At 41.0% G+C, this 19,642-nt stretch carries 14 protein-coding genes, 2 tRNA genes and 3 rRNA genes; 8 read left to right on the top strand and 11 right to left on the bottom strand.

Annotated features, from left to right (window positions below; all coding sequences use genetic code 11):
• Positions 1–18: 18 nt before the first annotated feature.
• The 5 genes from ACMZOO_RS11360 to ACMZOO_RS11340 form a co-directional block, all read right to left on the bottom strand.
• Positions 19–876 (bottom strand): ThiF family adenylyltransferase, encoded by an 858-nt coding sequence (locus tag ACMZOO_RS11360; RefSeq protein WP_440903454.1) that lies wholly within the window; start codon positions 874–876, stop codon positions 19–21.
• A 109-nt stretch (positions 877–985) separates the two neighbouring features.
• Positions 986–1,894 (bottom strand): PEP-CTERM/exosortase system-associated acyltransferase, encoded by a 909-nt coding sequence (locus ACMZOO_RS11355; RefSeq protein WP_440903453.1) that lies wholly within the window; start codon positions 1,892–1,894, stop codon positions 986–988.
• A gap of 75 nt (positions 1,895–1,969) precedes the next feature.
• On the bottom strand, positions 1,970–2,680 hold the full coding sequence (locus tag ACMZOO_RS11350; protein ID WP_440903452.1) for a PEP-CTERM sorting domain-containing protein: 711 nt from the start codon (positions 2,678–2,680) through the stop codon (positions 1,970–1,972).
• Between the two features lie 188 nt (positions 2,681–2,868).
• On the bottom strand, positions 2,869–3,711 hold the full coding sequence (locus tag ACMZOO_RS11345; protein WP_440903451.1) for a patatin-like phospholipase family protein: 843 nt from the start codon (positions 3,709–3,711) through the stop codon (positions 2,869–2,871).
• Positions 3,712–3,722: 11 nt separating this feature from the next.
• Positions 3,723–4,511, bottom strand: a complete 789-nt coding sequence (locus ACMZOO_RS11340) for an ElyC/SanA/YdcF family protein (protein WP_440903450.1) — start codon at positions 4,509–4,511, stop codon at positions 3,723–3,725.
• A gap of 38 nt (positions 4,512–4,549) precedes the next feature.
• On the opposite strand from ACMZOO_RS11340, the gene ACMZOO_RS11335 reads away from it, so the two are divergent.
• From ACMZOO_RS11335 to prsR, 7 genes are all read left to right on the top strand, one after another.
• Entirely contained in the window at positions 4,550–5,308 is a 759-nt protein-coding gene (locus ACMZOO_RS11335; RefSeq protein ID WP_440903449.1) for a S1 family peptidase, read from the top strand.
• Between the two features lie 193 nt (positions 5,309–5,501).
• Entirely contained in the window at positions 5,502–6,236 is a 735-nt protein-coding gene (locus tag ACMZOO_RS11330; RefSeq protein WP_440903448.1) for a hypothetical protein, read from the top strand.
• A 41-nt stretch (positions 6,237–6,277) separates the two neighbouring features.
• On the top strand, positions 6,278–6,481 hold the full coding sequence (locus ACMZOO_RS11325; RefSeq protein ID WP_440903447.1) for a hypothetical protein: 204 nt from the start codon (positions 6,278–6,280) through the stop codon (positions 6,479–6,481).
• A gap of 9 nt (positions 6,482–6,490) precedes the next feature.
• Positions 6,491–7,360 (top strand): HprK-related kinase A, encoded by an 870-nt coding sequence (locus ACMZOO_RS11320; RefSeq protein ID WP_440903446.1) that lies wholly within the window; start codon positions 6,491–6,493, stop codon positions 7,358–7,360.
• The gene (locus tag ACMZOO_RS11315) at positions 7,353–8,471 is read left to right on the top strand and encodes a nucleotidyltransferase family protein (protein WP_440903445.1); all 1,119 of its coding nucleotides are present in this window, start codon (positions 7,353–7,355) and stop codon (positions 8,469–8,471) included. The genes ACMZOO_RS11320 and ACMZOO_RS11315 overlap by 8 nt, the downstream gene beginning before the upstream one ends.
• A gap of 22 nt (positions 8,472–8,493) precedes the next feature.
• A complete protein-coding gene (gene prsK / locus ACMZOO_RS11310) occupies positions 8,494–10,521 on the top strand; it encodes an XrtA/PEP-CTERM system histidine kinase PrsK (protein WP_440903444.1) in 2,028 nt (675 codons plus the stop codon).
• A gap of 20 nt (positions 10,522–10,541) precedes the next feature.
• Positions 10,542–11,906, top strand: a complete 1,365-nt coding sequence (prsR, locus tag ACMZOO_RS11305; protein WP_440903443.1) for a PEP-CTERM-box response regulator transcription factor — start codon at positions 10,542–10,544, stop codon at positions 11,904–11,906.
• 58 nt (positions 11,907–11,964) lie between these two features.
• Here the strand turns inward: prsR and ACMZOO_RS11300 are convergent, their stop codons facing one another.
• The 6 genes from ACMZOO_RS11300 to ACMZOO_RS11275 all read right to left on the bottom strand — a co-directional run bounded on the left by ACMZOO_RS11300 (position 11,965) and on the right by ACMZOO_RS11275 (position 18,630).
• Positions 11,965–13,149: an XrtA/PEP-CTERM system-associated ATPase gene (locus tag ACMZOO_RS11300; RefSeq protein WP_440903442.1), complete on the bottom strand. Its 1,185-nt coding sequence runs from the start codon at positions 13,147–13,149 to the stop codon at positions 11,965–11,967.
• Between the two features lie 155 nt (positions 13,150–13,304).
• Positions 13,305–13,418: ribosomal RNA gene (gene rrf, locus ACMZOO_RS11295) — 5S ribosomal RNA — on the bottom strand.
• 154 nt (positions 13,419–13,572) lie between these two features.
• Positions 13,573–16,451 (bottom strand): 23S ribosomal RNA (locus ACMZOO_RS11290).
• A 266-nt stretch (positions 16,452–16,717) separates the two neighbouring features.
• Positions 16,718–16,793: transfer RNA gene (locus ACMZOO_RS11285), tRNA-Ala, on the bottom strand.
• 130 nt (positions 16,794–16,923) lie between these two features.
• Positions 16,924–17,000, bottom strand: a tRNA-Ile gene (locus ACMZOO_RS11280).
• Positions 17,001–17,102: 102 nt separating this feature from the next.
• Positions 17,103–18,630, bottom strand: a 16S ribosomal RNA gene (locus ACMZOO_RS11275).
• The 16S, 23S and 5S rRNA genes sit together here with 2 tRNA genes alongside, the layout of an rRNA operon.
• Before the next feature lie 553 nt (positions 18,631–19,183).
• Here ACMZOO_RS11275 and ACMZOO_RS11270 point away from each other — a divergent pair.
• Positions 19,184–19,642: an RNA recognition motif domain-containing protein gene (locus ACMZOO_RS11270; protein ID WP_440903441.1), complete on the top strand. Its 459-nt coding sequence runs from the start codon at positions 19,184–19,186 to the stop codon at positions 19,640–19,642.

Raw genomic sequence — 19,642 nt, 5'->3', positions numbered from 1 at the left:
TGAGCTGTCCTTTGTTTGTTATTTTTTTAAAACCACTTTTTTTGCAATTGCGAACATAATACGTTGGATAGGATTGCGATTTCCCCAAGGGCGCCAAGTTTTGACCATTTTGTTTTTATAGGCATCAAAATGTAATCCCCAAGGCGCTTTGACTAAATCCCCCCTGCCTAAGAGTATTTTTAGCACATAAGAAGCCGCGGCACCGCCACACAACTTAACACCCATAGGTAAAGATGGCGCTTTTTTCGCAATAAAATCACTGGTTGATGGGTCAACTAAATAACTACGCTGAATCAATGAAGGACTTAAACCAATCAGGAACTTAACCAATTGTTCATTTTCTGTTTTACAGTCTTCAAACCTAAAATACTCCTCGTAATTCATGCTATCTTCAGTGAAACATAATAACGCAGTGCCCATACCAATTGGCGCAGCCACAACAACTGGAATATTTTTTTCTAAGCATTTTTTATAAACCAACTTTCTCGCCTGCAGCGCAAAATAGTCTAAGCTGTCGACATATACATCGACATCTTGTAGAAATTCGTCGACATTGTCTTGGTTAATACCTTGAGGAAAGGATTTGATTTCTAACTCAGGATTGATATCTAAAGCGATTTTTTCCATCACTTCCACTTTAGGTTGCCCTACGGTTGACATAAATGCGCCCGCTTGGCGGTTGAAGTTATGCACCTCGTATTCATCAAAATCAGAGATATTAAATTTTCCGATACCTAAACGAGCAAGCGTTACTATGTGTTCGCTGCCAACTCCGCCGGCACCAGCGGTTGCTACTCTTTTATTTTTTAATTGAGCTTGTTCAGCAGTGGTTAACCAACCGATATTGCGCGAAAAAGCATTCATATAATCAAACATAGATAACCCTTGAATTAAGGATATATAAAGCTTATGGATAATATGGAAGGGAAGTGTCGACTAACCCCAAGGTAATGACTCCAGTTAAACCCTGAGATTAGTTGATGATTTATAACTTAAACAGACTCTCACCAGAGGTAGAGACAAAGCTATTTGCTTGACTCGCTTTATTCAAGGGCGTGTGCCTCAAGCCTCCGCCGTTCCTAGCAGCCAAAAACTGACCTTCTAAATCATCCTCAATTTTATACATCAATTTTTTGAAACCAGGACTTAAGCTGTCCATTAAAATTTTATTACTAATATAATAAGGTGCTCTTTTCCCATGGTATTCTACCGTTGGACCAATTTGTTTAAATGGAATCCCAACAAAACGTAGGCTACGAGCCAATCTAGGCTCCATCATCACAAAACAGTGTTTTATGCCAGAGTGATGTGCAAGTGACGCACAAGACATATACAAACCTACAGCAATAAATGGGAAACAACGTAACTCATCTTCAGAATACGAAGATTCATTAATCGCACCTGTCGCAGCACCGGCAAACTTATCGGCATTACGACGACGGAACTGAGCTGGTATAGCTAAACGTGAAATTTCACAAATTTTATCTCGGCTAAAATCACTAGGGTGAATTTCATCGTCATTAATGGAGTTAAGACAAAACTCTTCAATTGGCAATTTTTCTTTAGGACTCGATGAGCAGACCAATCTAACTGTGCCAGCATAGGCGTTTGTCTGCTTATGTTTAATCGCACAATGAAGTGAATGACTATCGAAATGATCTGTCTCTAGACCAATTTGGTTTTCTTCTAAGAAGTGGAGTTCATCACAATACACGTTATAACGAACTTTATAGGTGTCTTGTTTAAGTTCGTCAGAATAAGCCAACACCGGCTGTAAAAATTGTGAAAAGTGAGATGATATAGAATCCACCTCACGATCGGCAAAATAACGCATCGCTGCTTTTACAACAGGTCCGACTATCGGCTTTTCAGCTAGTTTGCGTAATGCCCTCATAAATTCTCTCTCCCCAAGCTATACAACTTAGTATAGCTTAGGTTTTAAAATTAAATCCTACAAAATCGTTGAAAGTTACTTTCTATTCATTCGAACGCGGTTTAACAATAACAATACAAAAGAAAATAGAGCTATGGTGCTTGGCTCAGGTACTTCTGTCACGTTAAATGATAACAAAGCGTTGCCTTCATAAACTGATGACCCACCATCATTTGACGCAGCTTGAAACAACTCAAAAGTCACTTTTTTACCCGCGAAACCAAAAGGGTCTAAAGCTAAATTCAAATTAGCAACATCACCGGAGTACAAGAAATCGTCACCATCACCAGCTAACAGATTAACTTCAGTGATATCCATAGAGAACAAATTCTCGTCAATCAAAAGCGAGGTATCGCCAGATATAAAATCGAATGCAAACCAACTGCTCTTTAATTCAAGCCAAATACTACCTGAAGCTAATGTAGAAAAATCAACTTCCAAGTACCAATCGCCATGTTGCTGTGGAAATAAACCTTCCCAGCTGGTCCCAAAACCATAGTCACCTGTGTCGCTAACGCTCGAATCACTTTCATCGTAAAATAAATCAACGATCGCGTTTCCTGAGATATCACCATCAAATTCAAATGTTTCAACTCCAGAAATACCCTCTAAATGGGTAGGAGCAGAACCATCACCTTGATATGCAGTACCGTTCCATTCGATATCAATAGGTGTTGCTAGAGCTTGCCCACTCACTAAAGCGCCAAGCATAGCCATAACTTTAACGGCAGAAAAAAGTGTTTTCATATTTCACCTAACTTAAAAACTTTGTTGTTTAAAAACAGCCTACCTTCTATATGAAACTATAGAAGCAAATACTATTCCAAAAAACAAAAAACCTTTAATAACAATAACTTTATACAGCATTACATTCTAGGTTTCGCTACATGCCTTTATAATGTAAAAAAACTTGACTGAACACAAGTCAAACGTCACTAATTTGCGACTGGCTGCACTAATTTTTTGGGGATAATTGACAAAGCGGTTAAATATCCAGCTTTAAACAACTCCTCTTTTTGTTCATTTGAAATGGTAAAATCAACCGGGGAAATACTTCCCGTATCAACAATTATAGTGCTATGCCAATGGTTTGCTTGAACATATTCTCGCGAAACAGCTGTCATAAAGGTACGTACTAACATCAAAACATATCGTTTTAGTGGGAAGATACTTTGTGCTTGCAGCTCTTTTTTTATCGGCTGACTTTTCAGCCTAAAACATATGGTTGGCGTACCATCTCCAGCCCAATCATTAAATAAAGCATCTTCAGATAAAATTGCACCATCTGTCAGTATATAGTTGTCGAACTTTTGAAAACTAAAAACCAATGGTATCGACATAGAAAAGCGCACTGCTTTTGAAACTTTCAAATTTGGTGTGTTAACTCGATTAAACACCACTGGACCGCCACCATTTACATCTGTCGCTAAAATATTGAGATTGTGTGGTAAATCGGCAAAGGTTTTGCCACCTAGCTGCTTATCCATCCATTTTTCAAATTTATCTCCAGAACTAAGGCCGCCATCTTTTAGTAAACGTATTAAACTGTAGCCTCTAAATTTGCGAAAATCTGTATCTAAAGCCAGCTGTTTGATCTCATTAATTGACATGCCTGAGCAATAAAGCGAGGCGATTATGCTGCCGCCAGACACACCGACTAGACAATCGAAAGATATCTTCAATTCTTTTAGAGCTTGTAAGATTCCTATATGCGCTGCCAGTCGGGTTCCCCCACCAGAAAAAACAGGAACTATTTTAATTTGTTTTTGGTTATCCATATTTCTCTCATTTAGCTACTGGCGAACATAAGTTTTAGTGACTCCCAAGTATTACCTAGATATTCATACCAAGCCCGCTGACTCGTATATAAAGCGTTTGCTTGAGGTAATACCAAATGCCAGTGCCATTGAACTTCATCTTTAGTTAAATATTCGGTAGGAACAGCGGTAAAATCAAGTTTTTGCTGAGCAAATATTTTGTTTATTCGTTTAAAATGACTGGCCGAGCTCACAACTAGATTCTTTTTATCATGCATATATTGCGCAAGTGCTACAGCTTCATCTTTGGTGTCGTTATTTCCGACCGACAATAATATTCTTTCTCGTTCCAGCCCCAATTTAATCAGATAATTAGCTAAGTACTCTGGATGGCTATAGATTCTGTTTTCACCACTGTCCCAGCCAGATAGTATAACGGCAGCATTTGGATAAACTTTACTTAACCGAAAAGCTTCCACTATTCGGTATAATGAACACTCATGAATATTTGCTATTTGTGGAAGAGCTTCATCTTCAGTGCTGTAACATCCCAAGACCACAATGTTGTCCACCAATTTTGTCGAGGAATCGTCAAACTTTTTTACACTAAACTCTATAGGTTTTATCAAACTGTGTGACACAATAGGTAATGAAGAAAGTGTTAAAAGAGCTAAACCACAACCAATGAAAATCTTTGACCACTTAATTTTAATTTTCGGATTGAACATTAACCAATATCCAATAACCATAAAGGTTATTGACACAGGAAGCGGCGAGACAAGCCAGCCGATTAACTTTTTGAGTGTAAAAAACAAACCCATTATGTGTAGTAGCTAAATTTAACAAGGACTATCGAATTATGGTTAGACAATGTACCCGTTACGCCTTATTTTTACTAGGTTTTTTCGTAATTAATGCGCACGGTCAACAGCTACCTCAAACAATAAAACAGATTAAAGCATCGATTGTCGGAATTGGAACGTACAACCCAACCGGTTCGCCTCGGGCACAAGTTACAGGTACAGGCTTTGTGTTTGCAGATGGAAGTTATGTGGCAACGAATCAACACGTCATCCCTGAGTTAGTTGACGGAGATAAAACTTCAATAGTGGTGTTTATTGGTTCAGGAAAATCACCAAAGATCGATTACGCAACTTTAGTAAAAACAGACGAAGAGCACGACTTAGCAATTTTAAAGTTATCTTCGCATACGCTCAAACCTCTAAAACTAACTAAACAACAAGACTTTATTGACGACGGTACTGAAATAGCCTTCACTGGCTACCCAATCGGCAGTGTATTAGGTTTATATCCAGTCACGCATAGAGGTATAGTAAGCGCTGTGACACCAGTCGCTATCCCAGCTGCAAATAGCACTCAACTCAATATAGCTAGGTTAAAAAGATTAAGAGATCCTTGGATGACCTACCAATTGGATGCAACAGCCTACCCAGGCAACAGTGGTAGCCCAGTCTACTTGCAAAGCACAGGCGAGGTTATTGCGATAATTAACAAGGTACTTGTTAAAGAAAGCAAAGAGAACGTTTTATCAGACCCAAGCGGTATAACCTACGCGATTCCAGTTAAATATTTGGCTCAATTGATGCAAGGTATTTAGGTGTCAAACATTTTTACACGGCCGAATTCCGCAAACAAGAAACCTATTAAAATCATAACCTTAAATAATGGCCCACATATTGCTTTAAATAAGAAAGTTTGATGAAACAACTTATACTAGCTTTGAAGTTAATCGATACTACCGTATACTCGCATTAATTAGCTTCACAGCGCATTTATTTTAGGTGATTTATATGAATTCTGAACAAAATAACGATATTAACCAAGGGAAATCGGCGAATAGTTCACGACGTAAATTCCTACAAAAAGCATCAGCTGGTGTTGCTTTAACCACTATCCCAGCTAAATCAGTTTGGGCAAGTGGCGGTGGTATTTTAAATTCTATCGCAGCTTCGAATCATGGCTCAGGTTGGACTAACGGTTGTATGTATTTGTTATCCCATGGTTATTGGAAGCAACAAGGCGAAACCGAATCTAAATCAGTTTTGTTTACTACAGCGTTTGGGGTAAACAGCTATCCTGAGATTCAAGCAGAAAAACTAGCTTCAAGTAGCGTTGCAAGCGCAGATACAAAAGGTGACTATCAGTGGAACGGATTTGGCGAACTTGAAAAGTGCATTGAAGAGAATGACCGAGGGACTAAGACTTATCATTGGGAAAGCGTCGATGGTATTACTAAATCTAATATCACTCTGCACGGTGCAATGACAAATGAAAGTATTTTCGCGAATGTATTTGTGCAAATTTGTGCAATGTATTTAAATGCTGAATATGGTAATTCCTCACCAAATGTTTACGGTTTGCATTTCCCTGTATACGGTACAGGTAAGCCATTTGCGTCGTTATCAGAATTTGCAACTTGGTTGTACAATAACGCCACTAGTAACAAAGGCGAAAGCTTTGGCAGCGCTCTTTCAAGCCTCATTGCTGGAAATCATGTTGGGACAAGTACCTGTCAAGATTATTAATTGCCCAGATGGTAGATATCATTGATAGAGTAAATGAAGGCGTGTCATTTCACGCCTTTTCTGATGGTAGCGGCTGTACTTTTTACAACCACATCACAGGCGAGACTGCGTCATTAAATGTAGACAGACAAGCTTTGAGCCAAACTTACTTCCGTTTAGGAAGTGATATCGATATCGACCCAATCTTACTTGACAGCATCTCTCAGTTGATAAAGACTGGGTTCTTATTAGAACTAAAAAAATAGGCATTTCTAATGGAAAGGTTCAGCCTGACCTTATCTCCGTTCCAATTTTTAGTAACCACCGACTCACCTATAGTCAAGAGCAATCTAAAAACAATATACGACGACAAATTCAAACCTTATTCTAAGGAAATGAAGCACGATTACCACGTTCAAATGCTTCGTTCGAATGGGCTAAGAGGAATCATTCGTAAGCAATGCCGTTTTTTGCATGATCAAAATGAACCTTTTAAGCCATTGGAAGACGCCAAAGCATTTGCATTTTTAGAATGGGGAATGAACTACGTAATAGCTGCAAACGAAGCTCGCTATGTCATAGTCCATTCAGCAGTGCTGGCCAAAGACAATAAAGCTATTTTGTTTCCCGCGCCACCTGGTTCAGGTAAAAGCACATTGACAAGTCATTTATGTTTTAATGGTTGGCGGTTACTTTCCGATGAAATGGCGCTTATTATCCCCCAAAGTAAAACGGTACAACCTTTTGTACGTCCTATATGTTTAAAAAATAACTCCATTGACCTTGCTAAATCTTGGTTTTCAGATGGAAAGTTTTCTACAATAGCTAAAGACACCCATAAAGGTGATGTCATCCACTTATCGCCACCCAAGGACTCTTGGGCAAACTCGGACACTCCAGCTGAAGTAATCGCAGTAGTATTTCCTAACTACAGACCGAATGTGGCCTTAGACATCTACCAATTAAACCAAGTGCAAGGCTTTATGCAATTGGCAGACAATGCTTTCAATTATGGTATTCAAGGAAAAGAGGGCTTTGACACATTGACAAACCTTGTTGAACATAGCCAATGCTTTGAAATTTTTTACAATGACTTAAATCAAGTTCAGCAATTTTTAGAAAAAGACATTCTAGCCTATGCGTAAATTACCAGCGGATTTGTTTATCACACTATACAACAACCCAGAAACTGCAATTGAATTGACCGAGGAGCAGTGGCAAGTATTTATATGGGCAGCACGCAGTCAGCAGTTACTCGCTAGATACGAGTATATCTTTAACCAAAATGGGTTATTAGCAAAACTACCGAAATTCGCACAAAACCATCTAAAAAATGCCCAACTGTTGGCCCAAAAGCAATACTTACAAGTTTATTATGAAGCAGAGCAATTAACCCAAGCATATGGCTTTTCATCTAACTATAAAGTGTTTCTTAAGGGTGCAGCTTATACCTTAGCTGGATTAGAAGCAGGAAAAGGACGTATATACAGTGACATTGACTTATTAATTGACAAAAAATCATTAGCGGCAGCGGAGCAATACCTTTGTATATCTGGGTGGATGTCAGAAGAAATTACTCAATATGATGCAGATTACTACCGAAAATGGACGCATGAAATTCCCCCACTACAACACAGCACGCGAGGTACAGTTTTAGACTTACACCACAATCTAATCCCACCAGTGTCAGGAAGGGCACCAAAAATAGAGCATTTTTTCGCAGAAATAGTCCCCACAGCATCGGGTTATAGCGTACTGTCACCTGCTGCAATGACTCTACACAGTATAGTTCATCTATTTTTTAATGATGATATAAAACATGGATACAGAGACTTGCTCGATTTAGATCTACTGATCAAAGAACATCATTGCGATAGTTTTTGGACTAAACTAATCGACTTAGCAGAACTCACCGGTTTCACACACGAATTAAAGCTGTGTGTTAGATACTTAACGAAGATATTACACACCCCTATTCCTGCTGAAATTAAGCAACGGCTGTTAATAAAAGACTCTATAAAACAAAAACTTTTAGATTTTATTTTTTTTCGAGCATTAAAGGTACACCACCCTTTTGTCGAGAATGATCTTTACGCTACTGCTGAGTCGTTAGCAACCATTCGTGGACATTGGTTAAAAATGCCTATTCATATTCTTATTTACCATTTATCGAGTAAGTTTATACGTAACATAGTTGAATTTATGTTTGGTAAGGCATTTTTCATGTCTGAAGACCCAGAACAAAAGAAATACTGAATAAATAACAACAGTAGGATATATGGATACTCTTATTTGGCTAGGCTATACGACAGCTGCACTTGCGTACCTAGCATTATTGCTACTCACCTTAGTAAGCAAGCAAAAGACTTTGGCCCACCAAATATTTATCGCGTTTTCAATTTGTGGTTTTGCTTGGTCTTTTGTCCACTTATTGGAAAGTTTAAATTATCTACACTCTATTAGTACAACTTGGGTAGAAAGCTTTCGTCTTGGTAGCACAGGACTACTACTGCTAAGTTTACTCAATAATAAATGGAGCAAAACAACTCTATTCAAAGCTCGCTACAGTCAAATTATCTTCCTGCTAACTTTGTCTACTCCCGCTCTGGCGCAAATAGGTCTAATTGGTAGTGCTTGGTTTTATATTGGCTACCTTTCTCTTACCGTATTATCTCTAGTATTGTTAGAAATTCTTTATCGCAAAGCCCAAGACGAGCTATGGGGACTTAAGCCACTTATTCTAGCTTTAGGCACAATACTAATATTCGACTTTATTGTTTTCGCTAACGCGAGCTTAGTGTTACAAATCAATGAAGATATGTGGTTAGCCCGTGGTTATTTACATACAGTGTTGGTTCCACTTCTCTTATGGTCGATTAAACGCTCAAAAGATTTAGGTATAAAAGTATACGTATCGCGGGAAATGGTTTTCCAAAGTAGTTTGTTGTTTGCAGCCGGCATCTATCTGACTCTAATGGCACTAGCTGGTTATTACATAAAAAGTATAGAGTCGCAATGGACAGGTATGGTGCAAAGTATTTTTGTTGCTTTGGCTTTCACTTTGTTATTTGCGCTATTCATATCAGAATCGTTAAAAAAGAACTTAAAAGTATTTTTAGAGAAACACTTTTTTGCCAACCAATTTGATTATCGAGTGCAATGGCTGAACCTGACAAATTTACTTAACGCTCCCCTAAATAACGAGGACGACTATTACAACAGAGCTTTAACTGTATTCCTGTTTTCTATCGAATATGATGAAGGCATTTTGTTTAAAAACAAAAATAACAATCTGGAACAGGTCGCTCGAAAATCTATCAGCAACAACAGCCAAAGAGCGGTAAATATGGAAGTGTTAGATCAAGTTTTACCTTATATAAAAAAAACTAACTGGATAGTTGATCTAAAAGATTACCAAAGCAACAGTCAAAATTATCCCGGCTTATCAATCCCATATAACAATATCGACAATGGTTTGTTTCACGTAGTTGTACCTATCTTCCATCAAGAGCATTTATGGGGAGTGGTGTGCTTAAACAATAGCTCCAGTGAATTACTCAATTTTAACTGGGAAATTCGAGACTACATGTCGGTTGTTACAACCCAAGTAGGTCACTATCTGTTTCAACACGAAGCTAATAAACAAATTACTGAAAATGCTCAATTTGCCGCCTTTAGCCGTATGTCGGCGTTTGTGATCCATGATTTAAAAAACGTACTTGCACAAGTGGATATGATTTTGGCCAATGCGGAAAAACACAAACATAACCCGGAATTTATTGAAGACACTTTTGAAACTCTAGGTTATAGCAAAAAGCGCATGGAAAAAATGCTCGCGCAATTAATGAATAAATCCTCAGAAGAAAATAACACTCTGACTAAAGTCAACTTAACCGCTGAAATTAGTCAGCTGATCCAGCAAAGATGTCAAAATATTCTGCCAATACCTAAATTAATTAACCTAAATGACATAGAAACTAAAGTCGATATAGAAAAACTCACGAATGTCTTATACCATTTGATAGACAATGCGCAGCAAGCGACAAATGACGATGGCAAGGTAAATGTAGAGCTCAAAGAGTTAACCAACTCAATCCAGATTATAATTAGCGATACGGGTCACGGAATGTCAGAGGATTTCATAAAAAATAAACTGTTTAAACCCTTTGAAACCACTAAAGGTAATGCTGGTATGGGTATAGGTGCCTACGATGCCAAGTTGTTTGCAGAGCAAGCAGGCGGTAGCTTGAAGGTTAACTCAATTGAGCACCAAGGTACTGAGTTTATTTTAGAACTACCAAAATAAGAATGATTAGGAACAGATAAATGTCTAGATTACTGGTTGTAGACGACGATAAAGGTATACAAAAACAATTAAAATGGGGATTGTCAGACTACGAAATAGTATTTGCTGATGATAGAGCAAGTGCTATCGCGCAACTCAGAAGACACGAGCCGGAAGTTGTGACACTAGACTTAGGTTTGCCACCCGACCCAGCAAATGCTTCAGAGGGGCTTGCCGCGTTAACAGAAATACTGTCTCTTGCACCTAATACCAAAGTAATTGTATTAACTGGCAACACTGACAAAGAGCACGCTTTAAAGTCAATTGAACTTGGTGCTTACGACTTTTATCAAAAACCTGTTGATGTAGAAACGCTTAATACCATAATTCATAGGGCATTTAATCTAGTTGACTTAGAAAATGAAAACCGCCGTTTAAGTAAAGTTAATGCGTCTATGGGTAGCATTATTGGTAATAGCCCTGCTATTTTAGCCGCAACCAAACGCGCGGAAAAAATTGCAAAAACAGAAATAACCACGTTATTGCTTGGTGAGAGCGGCACAGGTAAAGAAGTATTCGCTCGCTCTATCCACAACCATAGCGACAGAGCCAATAAGGCCTTTATCGCTATCAACTGTGCTTCTATTCCAGAAAACTTATTAGAGAGTGAATTATTCGGCTATGAAAAAGGCGCTTTTACTGGTGCAGCAAAAACCACTAAAGGTAAGATAGAAATAGCCCAAGGTGGTACTTTATTTTTAGATGAAATTGGTGATATGCCATTGCCGTTACAAGCCAAAATGTTGCGTTTTTTACAAGAGCGTGTCATTGAACGTGTCGGTGGCCGTGAAGAAATACCTGTCGACATAAGAGTTATTTGTGCAACGCATAGAAATCTACAGCAAATGTCTGCTGAGCAGACTTTTAGGGAAGATTTATTCTACCGTGTCAGTGAATTAATTATAAATATTCCACCGTTACGCGAACGTGAAAATGACGTGTTATTGTTAGCTAAATCTTTTATCGACAGTTACAACGATCAATATAATAAAAACATTAAAGGTTTCAGCGATGAAGCCAAACAAGCTATGTTACAACATAAATGGCCTGGTAATATTCGCGAATTGCAAAACAAACTGAAATCAGCCGTTGTTATGGCAGACACACCTTTTATTACAGCTGATGATTTAGGCCTGTTTGTTAACTCCAGCGATCCATCAACTGAACTAAAATCACTAAATTTACGTGAAGTCCGTGAAATTGCCGAGTCCAATGCTATACGCCAAGCCTACAACTTAGCTGAGCAGAATATCTCAAAGACAGCCGAAATGTTGGGTGTGACTCGGCCTACACTATACTCACTGATTGACAAATATCAGCTGACAGAATTAAAGGCAAATGCTTAAAAGGGCTACCAACAACAAGTTAGCTTGTTGTTGGTCACATGCACTTAGGTCAATCCAGCTATTTATCTTGCACATCATCCTCTGTTAGGTCAGCCTCGGCCTTTTGGTTGTTATCTTCCATTTCAACACTTGCCAACTGCTTAAGTTGTTTCAGCTTTCGATTAATTGCATTATCAATATACCGACTTACTTTAAGTTTATACTCGATTGAAGTTTCTAGCGTCGCCCGGATCTCTTGGATCATATTACGTAGATGCGTAATGTCCTGAGTGACATCAGGCGGGATTTGATAACTTATTTTGCCATTAGGATTTTGCGGTGGGGCTAAGTCTTCGAGCAATGTTTCTTTAGACACATCGAAAGCTCGATCATCTTGCTCTTGATTTACAGTCTGCTTGTTATGCGAATTTTCACTTGGCTGTGACTGTTCTACTGACTCTTCAACTATTTCATCAATAACAGTTTTGGTTTCAACTTCAGTTAAATAGTTTTTCTCTTCCAAAAAGCCATATAGCAGAATTCGATCACAAACAGTATTGATACGTCGAGGAATGCCAGTTGTGAAGTGGTAAATCGCTTCAATCGCTTCATCTGAGAATAGTTTAATTTCTTTACCAGCAGCTGCATTAACCCTAAATTCGATATATTCATGTGTTTCAATGGCATTAAGCGGCTTCAAGTCACAAGAAGCCACAATACGCTGCCTGAACTGCTCCATAGACGGTAGTTGCAATAAATCACGTAATTCTGGTTGTCCCAATAAAAAGCTCTGTAACAACGGCTTGCCATTAACTTGGAAATTCGACAACATTCGTAACTCTTCAACTGACTCTAGAGGCAAGTTCTGCGCTTCATCGACTATGAGGAGTGCCCTTTGATTCGAGTTAACTAGTTGTGTTAGTTCTTTCTCTATTCCTTGCAGCAATTCACCTTTGCTGCGATTTTCAGTAGCCAAGCCTAATTTAGCTGCAGTCACGGTTATTAAATCATCAGGATTCAGTTTTGGCGTAACAATTTGTATAGCTCGAACATTTTGTTCATCTAAATCTGACAATAAACTATTAGCTATGGTCGTTTTACCCGTTCCAATATTTCCAGTGATAACAATAAAACCTTCACCCTGTCCTATACCATATTTTAGGTAAGAAAGTGCTCGTGTATGTAATTTACTGGCGAAGAAAAAAGTAGGATCTGGCGTTAGATGAAAGGGTTTATCGTTTAAACCATAGAAAGATTCGTACATGTCTTTTATTGTCCGTTTTGCACATCAAATAGCTTGGGCAAAAGTTTACATGCTTTTACTTAAACTTGCAGTAAAACGGCCAAATATTAACTTTTTTGAATCGTATAAACGAAAAAACCCCAACTCATTGAGTTGGGGTTCTTCTTAAATTAAAAGCCTGGCAGTGTGCTACTCTCACATGGGAACTCCCACACTACCATCGCCGCTATTGTGTTTCACTTCTGAGTTCGAAATGGATCAGGTGGGGCCACAATGCTATCGCCGCCAGGCATAATCGGTACATGATTGTTTTATCTTAAACAATCATCAATCTGAATTCGTAAAAGCTTAATCTTTAAGTTCTATTTCAATCTGTTGTTTATCTAATCTATTCAATCAAACAACTTCTTTATATTCTTGCTTCCAATAAACATTTGGCGTTGTATGGTTAAGCCGCACGGGCAATTAGTATTGGTTAGCTCAATGCCTCACAGCACTTACACATCCAACCTATCAACCTCGTAGTCTACAAGGGCCCTACAGGACCTCAAGGGTCTGTGACAACTCATCTCGGGGCTCGCTTCCCGCTTAGATGCTTTCAGCGGTTATCGATTCCGAACTTAGCTACCCGGCAATGCTCTTGGCAGAACAACCGGAACACCAGAGGTTCGTCCACTCCGGTCCTCTCGTACTAGGAGAAGCCCCCCTCAATTCTCAAACGCCCACGGCAGATAGGGACCGAACTGTCTCACGACGTTCTAAACCCAGCTCGCGTACCACTTTAAATGGCGAACAGCCATACCCTTGGGACCGACTTCAGCCCCAGGATGTGATGAGCCGACATCGAGGTGCCAAACACCGCCGTCGATATGAACTCTTGGGCGGTATCAGCCTGTTATCCCCGGAGTACCTTTTATCCGTTGAGCGATGGCCCTTCCATTCAGAACCACCGGATCACTATGACCTGCTTTCGCACCTGCTCGACGTGTCTGTCTCGCAGTTAAGCTGGCTTATGCCATTGCACTAACCGTACGATGTCCGACCGTACTTAGCCAACCTTCGTGCTCCTCCGTTACGCTTTGGGAGGAGACCGCCCCAGTCAAACTACCCACCAGGCAATGTCCGCATCCCAGATAATGGGACAACGTTAGAACATCAAACATACAAGGGTGGTATTTCAAGGATGGCTCCACACACACTGGCGTGCATGCTTCAAAGCCTCCCACCTATCCTACACATGTAGGTTCAATGTTCACTGCCAAGCTATAGTAAAGGTTCACGGGGTCTTTCCGTCTAGCCGCGGGTACACTGCATCTTCACAGCAAGTTCAATTTCACTGAGTCCCGGGTGGAGACAGCGTGGCCATGATTACACCATTCGTGCAGGTCGGAACTTACCCGACAAGGAATTTCGCTACCTTAGGACCGTTATAGTTACGGCCGCCGTTTACCGGGGCTTCGATCAAGAGCTTCTCCAAAGGATAACCCCATCAATTAACCTTCCGGCACCGGGCAGGTGTCACACCGTATACGTCATCTTTCGATTTTGCACAGTGCTGTGTTTTTAATAAACAGTTCCAGCCACCTGGTTACTTCGACCACCTCTCGCTCCAGGCGTAAAGCCCTTCACAATAACGTGGCGTACCTTCTCCCGAAGTTACGGTACTATTTTGCCTAGTTCCTTCACCCGGGTTCTCTCAAGCGCCTTAGTATTCTCTACCTGACCACCTGTGTCGGTTTCGGGTACGGTTCTTATTAACCTGATGCTTAGAAGATTTTCCTGGAAGCCGGGCATCAACTACTTCGCTACCTTGGTAGCTCGTCTCGTATCTCAGCCTAATAAAGTTCCGGATTTGCCTAGAACTTTAGCCTACTTACTTTCACTTGGACAACCAACGCCAAGCTAGTTTAGCCTTCTCCGTCTCTCCATCGCAGTTAATAAAAGTACAGGAATATTAACCTGTTTCCCATCGACTACGCATCTCTGCCTCGCCTTAGGGGCCGACTTACCCTGCCCTGATTAGCATGGGACAGGAAACCTTGGTCTTTCGGCGAGCGGGTTTTTCACCCGCTTTATCGTTACTCATGTCAGCATTCGCACTTCTGATACCTCCAGCATGCTTTACAACACACCTTCAACAGCTTACAGAACGCTCCCCTACCACTCATACAAAGTATGAATCCGCAGCTTCGGTTACTAATTTAGCCCCGTTACATCTTCCGCGCAGGCCGACTCGACTAGTGAGCTATTACGCTTTCTTTAAAGGGTGGCTGCTTCTAAGCCAACCTCCTAGCTGTCTAAGCCTTCCCACATCGTTTCCCACTTAATTAGTATTTGGGACCTTAGCTGGCGGTCTGGGTTGTTGCCCTCTTCACGACGGACGTTAGCACCCGCCGTGTGTCTCCCGGATAGTACTCACTGGTATTCGGAGTTTGCAAAGGGTTGGTAAGTCGGGATGACCCCCTAGCCTTAACAGTGCTCTACCCCCAGTGGTATTCGTCCGAGGCGCTACCTAAATAGCTTTCGGGGAGAACCAGCTATCTCCCGGCTTGATTAGCCTTTCACTCCGACCCACAGGTCATCTCCTAATTTTTCAACATTAGTGAGTTCGGTCCTCCAGTTGATGTTACTCAACCTTCAACCTGCCCATGGGTAGATCGCCGGGTTTCGGGTCTATACCCAGCAACTGAACGCGCAGTTAACACTCGCTTTCGCTACGGCTCCCCTAAAAGGTTAACCTTGCTACTGAATATAAGTCGCTGACCCATTATACAAAAGGTACGCAGTCACAGAACAAGTCTGCTCCCACTGCTTGTACGTACACGGTTTCAGGTTCTATTTCACTCCCCTTACAGGGGTTCTTTTCGCCTTTCCCTCACGGTACTGGTTCACTATCGGTCAATTGGGAGTATTTAGCCTTGGAGGATGGTCCCCCCATATTCAGTCAAGATAACACGTGTCCCGACCTACTTAATATGTATCATAGTGTTTTTCGCATACAGGACTATCACCTACTATGGTCAAACTTTCCAGAATGTTCTGCTGAACACTATGATATCGGCTGTTCCGCTTTCGCTCGCCGCTACTGACGGAATCTCGGTTGATTTCTGTTCCTCCGGGTACTTAGATGTTTCAGTTCTCCGGGTTTGCTTCTTACAGCTATGTATTCACTGTAAGATACTCTATAAAGAGTGGGTTGCCCCATTCGGAAATCTTGGTCTCATGCGTCTTTTATCGACTCGACCAAGCTTATCGCAGATTAACACGTCCTTCATCGCCTCCAATTGCCAAGGCATCCACCGTGCACGCTTAGTCACTTAACCATACAACCCGAATGTTTATCAGATTATAAAATTAAACAACGCTTCGTTTATTTGAATATATATTTCTATATATTCTGGATTAGAATACTTGGTTTGCTTGATTAAACTCGTTAGATTCAGATTTAAAATTGAACTTAAAAATTTAATTTTAGCTTTTACTTTTTCAGATTGTTAAAGAGCATAGGTTATTAAAACCAAATTGAAATAAGCTTGTTTAGTGAACTTACTTGGATTTGATTTCGACTTCATGTTAAGTTTCTAGAAAGTGGTGGAGCTAAGCAGGATCGAACTGCTGACCTCCTGCGTGCAAGGCAGGCGCTCTCCCAGCTGAGCTATAGCCCCATTTTCTGCTACTTTTCTTTCATCGTTCGCTGTGAGTTTATTTTTCTTAATTTAGTGCTAGGCAAGGCATTTTGATATGAAGTTCAGTTCGCTAAACGAGTATCAAAATAACGCAGCATAGTGCTAAATTTGGTAGGTCTGGGCAGACTTGAACTGCCGACCTCACCCTTATCAGGGGTGCGCTCTAACCAGCTGAGCTACAGACCTAAATCAAAACAACTTCAGCCTGCAACGACTTTTTGAAGTCTTTAACCTTTAGTAACCAATTTATTTATCTGTGTGAACACTCAGCATGTTTAATAGCTTCGTTAAGGAGGTGATCCAGCCCCAGGTTCCCCTAGGGCTACCTTGTTACGACTTCACCCCAGTCATGAACCACAAAGTGGTAAGCGCCCAATGTTAAGCTACCTACTTCTTTTGCAGCCCACTCCCATGGTGTGACGGGCGGTGTGTACAAGGCCCGGGAACGTATTCACCGCAGCATTCTGATCTGCGATTACTAGCGATTCCGACTTCATGGAGTCGAGTTGCAGACTCCAATCCGGACTACGAACAGCTTTAAGGGATTCGCGTACTCTCGCAAGTTAGCTGCCCTCTGTACTGTCCATTGTAGCACGTGTGTAGCCCATCCCGTAAGGGCCATGATGACTTGACGTCGTCCCCACCTTCCTCCGGTTTATCACCGGCAGTCTCCTTAGAGTCCCCAACTTAATGCTGGCAACTAAGGATAAGGGTTGCGCTCGTTGCGGGACTTAACCCAACATTTCACAACACGAGCTGACGACAGCCATGCAGCACCTGTCTCAGAGTTCCCGAAGGCACTAAAGCATCTCTGCTAAATTCTCTGGATGTCAAGGGATGGTAAGGTTCTTCGCGTTGCATCGAATTAAACCACATGCTCCACCGCTTGTGCGGGCCCCCGTCAATTCATTTGAGTTTTAACCTTGCGGCCGTACTCCCCAGGCGGTCTACTTAGCGCGTTAGCTTCGCTACTCACGCATTAAATGCACAAACAGCAAGTAGACATCGTTTACGGCGTGGACTACCAGGGTATCTAATCCTGTTCGCTACCCACGCTTTCGCACCTCAGTGTCAGTAATGGGCCAGGGGGCCGCCTTCGCCACCGGTATTCCTCCAGATCTCTACGCATTTCACCGCTACACCTGGAATTCTACCCCCCTCTCCCTTACTCTAGACAGACAGTTCTGAATGCACGGCCGAGGTTGAGCCCCGGTTTTTCACACCCAGCTTATCTATCCACCTACGTGCGCTTTACGCCCAGTAATTCCGATTAACGCTTGCACCCTCCGTATTACCGCGGCTGCTGGCACGGAGTTAGCCGGTGCTTCTTCTGTTGTTAACGTCACAGATAGCAGGTATTAACTACTACCCTTTCCTCACAACTGAAAGTGCTTTACAACCCGAAGGCCTTCTTCACACACGCGGCATGGCTGCATCAGGCTTGCGCCCATTGTGCAATATTCCCCACTGCTGCCTCCCGTAGGAGTCTGGGCCGTGTCTCAGTCCCAGTGTGGCTGATCATCCTCTCAAACCAGCTAGAGATCGTCGCCTTGGTGAGCCATTACCTCACCAACTAGCTAATCTCACTTGGGTTCATCTCGTCGCAAGAGCCGAAGCCCTCTTTAACCCGTAGGTATTATGCGGTATTAGCCATCGTTTCCAATGGTTATCCCCCACAACAAGGCAGATCCCCAAGCATTACTCACCCGTCCGCCGCTCGTCATCATCTAGCAAGCTAGATATGTTACCGCTCGACTTGCATGTGTTAGGCCTGCCGCCAGCGTTCAATCTGAGCCATGATCAAACTCTTCATAAAAAAGTTTTAATCTTTGTCTCAATCTTACTGAATTAACAAGTATGTCACTTCTGATAGATTGAATAATTTTTTGTCTATTCAAACTATGCGAGTGCCCACACAGATAAATAAGGTTACTAATTTTTAAAGAACATTTTAGCGAGCAACTTATGTTTAACTCGTTAAGTGAGGCGCGCATTCTACGCTTCTCATTTCGCTTGTCAACCCTTTATTTTTAAGCTTTCGAGAAAGTTTTAAAAATAAGTTTTTGGTTCAAGCTTGCAGGATTTGGAGGAGTTTAACTTCACCGCGTCGCTGCGTTGTGGTGGCGCATTATAGGGAGAAAAGAATTGCCGTCAACACGTTTTTTGAAGTTTTTTTAAATAAAGTTTCGTTCGCTCATAATTCATACTAAGCAGTACAAATTAACGCTAGTTATTGACTTTTTTTTAACCTTTTTCCATTTTTTCAGTACAAAAGTGATGTTAAACAGGTTAATTTATAGCGTGCATATTTTTATGCGCCTTATTTCTAATGATAATAATCTTTAATTTTGAAATTTTTTGAGGTCTTTATGTCAAATGTTGTAATTAAGCAGGCATTGGTTTTAGTTGTGCTTGCACTTGTTAGTTTTTTTGTCGTTCCTGCTCTTTCTATTAATATCGAAGTAAATGTTGCGCTTGCGGTTGGTTTAATTGTTGGTGGTGCAGTTGTCATTTTCTTATCACCATCTGCGGCAGCTGATACTCAAGCAAACAGCGAAGCTTCTAAAACGCTTTATGTGGGAAACTTACCTTACAGAGCAAATGAAGCCGCTGTTCGTGAATTATTTTCTCAACATGGTGATGTGAGGTCAGTTCGTTTAATGCGCGACCGCAATACAGGTAAACGTAAAGGTTTTGGTTTTGTAGAGATTAATGAATCAGCAGCCGAAGCTGCTATCAATGCTTTAAATGATCAAGAGTTTCAACAACGCACATTAAAAGTACGTGAAGCAAAAGACAAAACACAACAAGAAGATAATAACGCTTAA

Origin of the sequence: Catenovulum sp. SX2, assembly GCF_052056295.1 — a bacterium.
Lineage (GTDB): Bacteria > Pseudomonadota > Gammaproteobacteria > Enterobacterales > Alteromonadaceae > Catenovulum.
This window is presented reverse-complemented; position numbering and strand designations above follow the sequence as displayed.

Excerpts from the sequence above, each read along its gene's own strand:
- ACMZOO_RS11360 (WP_440903454.1), bottom strand. The coding sequence starts at position 876 with ATGTTTGATTATATGAATGCTTTTTCGCGCAATATCGGTTGGTTAACC.
- ACMZOO_RS11355 (WP_440903453.1), bottom strand. The coding sequence starts at position 1,894 with ATGAGGGCATTACGCAAACTAGCTGAAAAGCCGATAGTCGGACCTGTT.
- ACMZOO_RS11350 (WP_440903452.1), bottom strand. The coding sequence starts at position 2,680 with ATGAAAACACTTTTTTCTGCCGTTAAAGTTATGGCTATGCTTGGCGCT.
- ACMZOO_RS11345 (WP_440903451.1), bottom strand. The coding sequence starts at position 3,711 with ATGGATAACCAAAAACAAATTAAAATAGTTCCTGTTTTTTCTGGTGGG.
- ACMZOO_RS11340 (WP_440903450.1), bottom strand. The coding sequence starts at position 4,511 with ATGGGTTTGTTTTTTACACTCAAAAAGTTAATCGGCTGGCTTGTCTCG.
- ACMZOO_RS11335 (WP_440903449.1), top strand. The coding sequence starts at position 4,550 with ATGGTTAGACAATGTACCCGTTACGCCTTATTTTTACTAGGTTTTTTC.
- ACMZOO_RS11330 (WP_440903448.1), top strand. The coding sequence starts at position 5,502 with ATGAATTCTGAACAAAATAACGATATTAACCAAGGGAAATCGGCGAAT.
- ACMZOO_RS11320 (WP_440903446.1), top strand. The coding sequence starts at position 6,491 with ATGGAAAGGTTCAGCCTGACCTTATCTCCGTTCCAATTTTTAGTAACC.
- ACMZOO_RS11315 (WP_440903445.1), top strand. The coding sequence starts at position 7,353 with ATGCGTAAATTACCAGCGGATTTGTTTATCACACTATACAACAACCCA.
- prsK (WP_440903444.1), top strand. The coding sequence starts at position 8,494 with ATGGATACTCTTATTTGGCTAGGCTATACGACAGCTGCACTTGCGTAC.
- prsR (WP_440903443.1), top strand. The coding sequence starts at position 10,542 with ATGTCTAGATTACTGGTTGTAGACGACGATAAAGGTATACAAAAACAA.
- ACMZOO_RS11300 (WP_440903442.1), bottom strand. The coding sequence starts at position 13,149 with ATGTACGAATCTTTCTATGGTTTAAACGATAAACCCTTTCATCTAACG.
- ACMZOO_RS11270 (WP_440903441.1), top strand. The coding sequence starts at position 19,184 with ATGTCAAATGTTGTAATTAAGCAGGCATTGGTTTTAGTTGTGCTTGCA.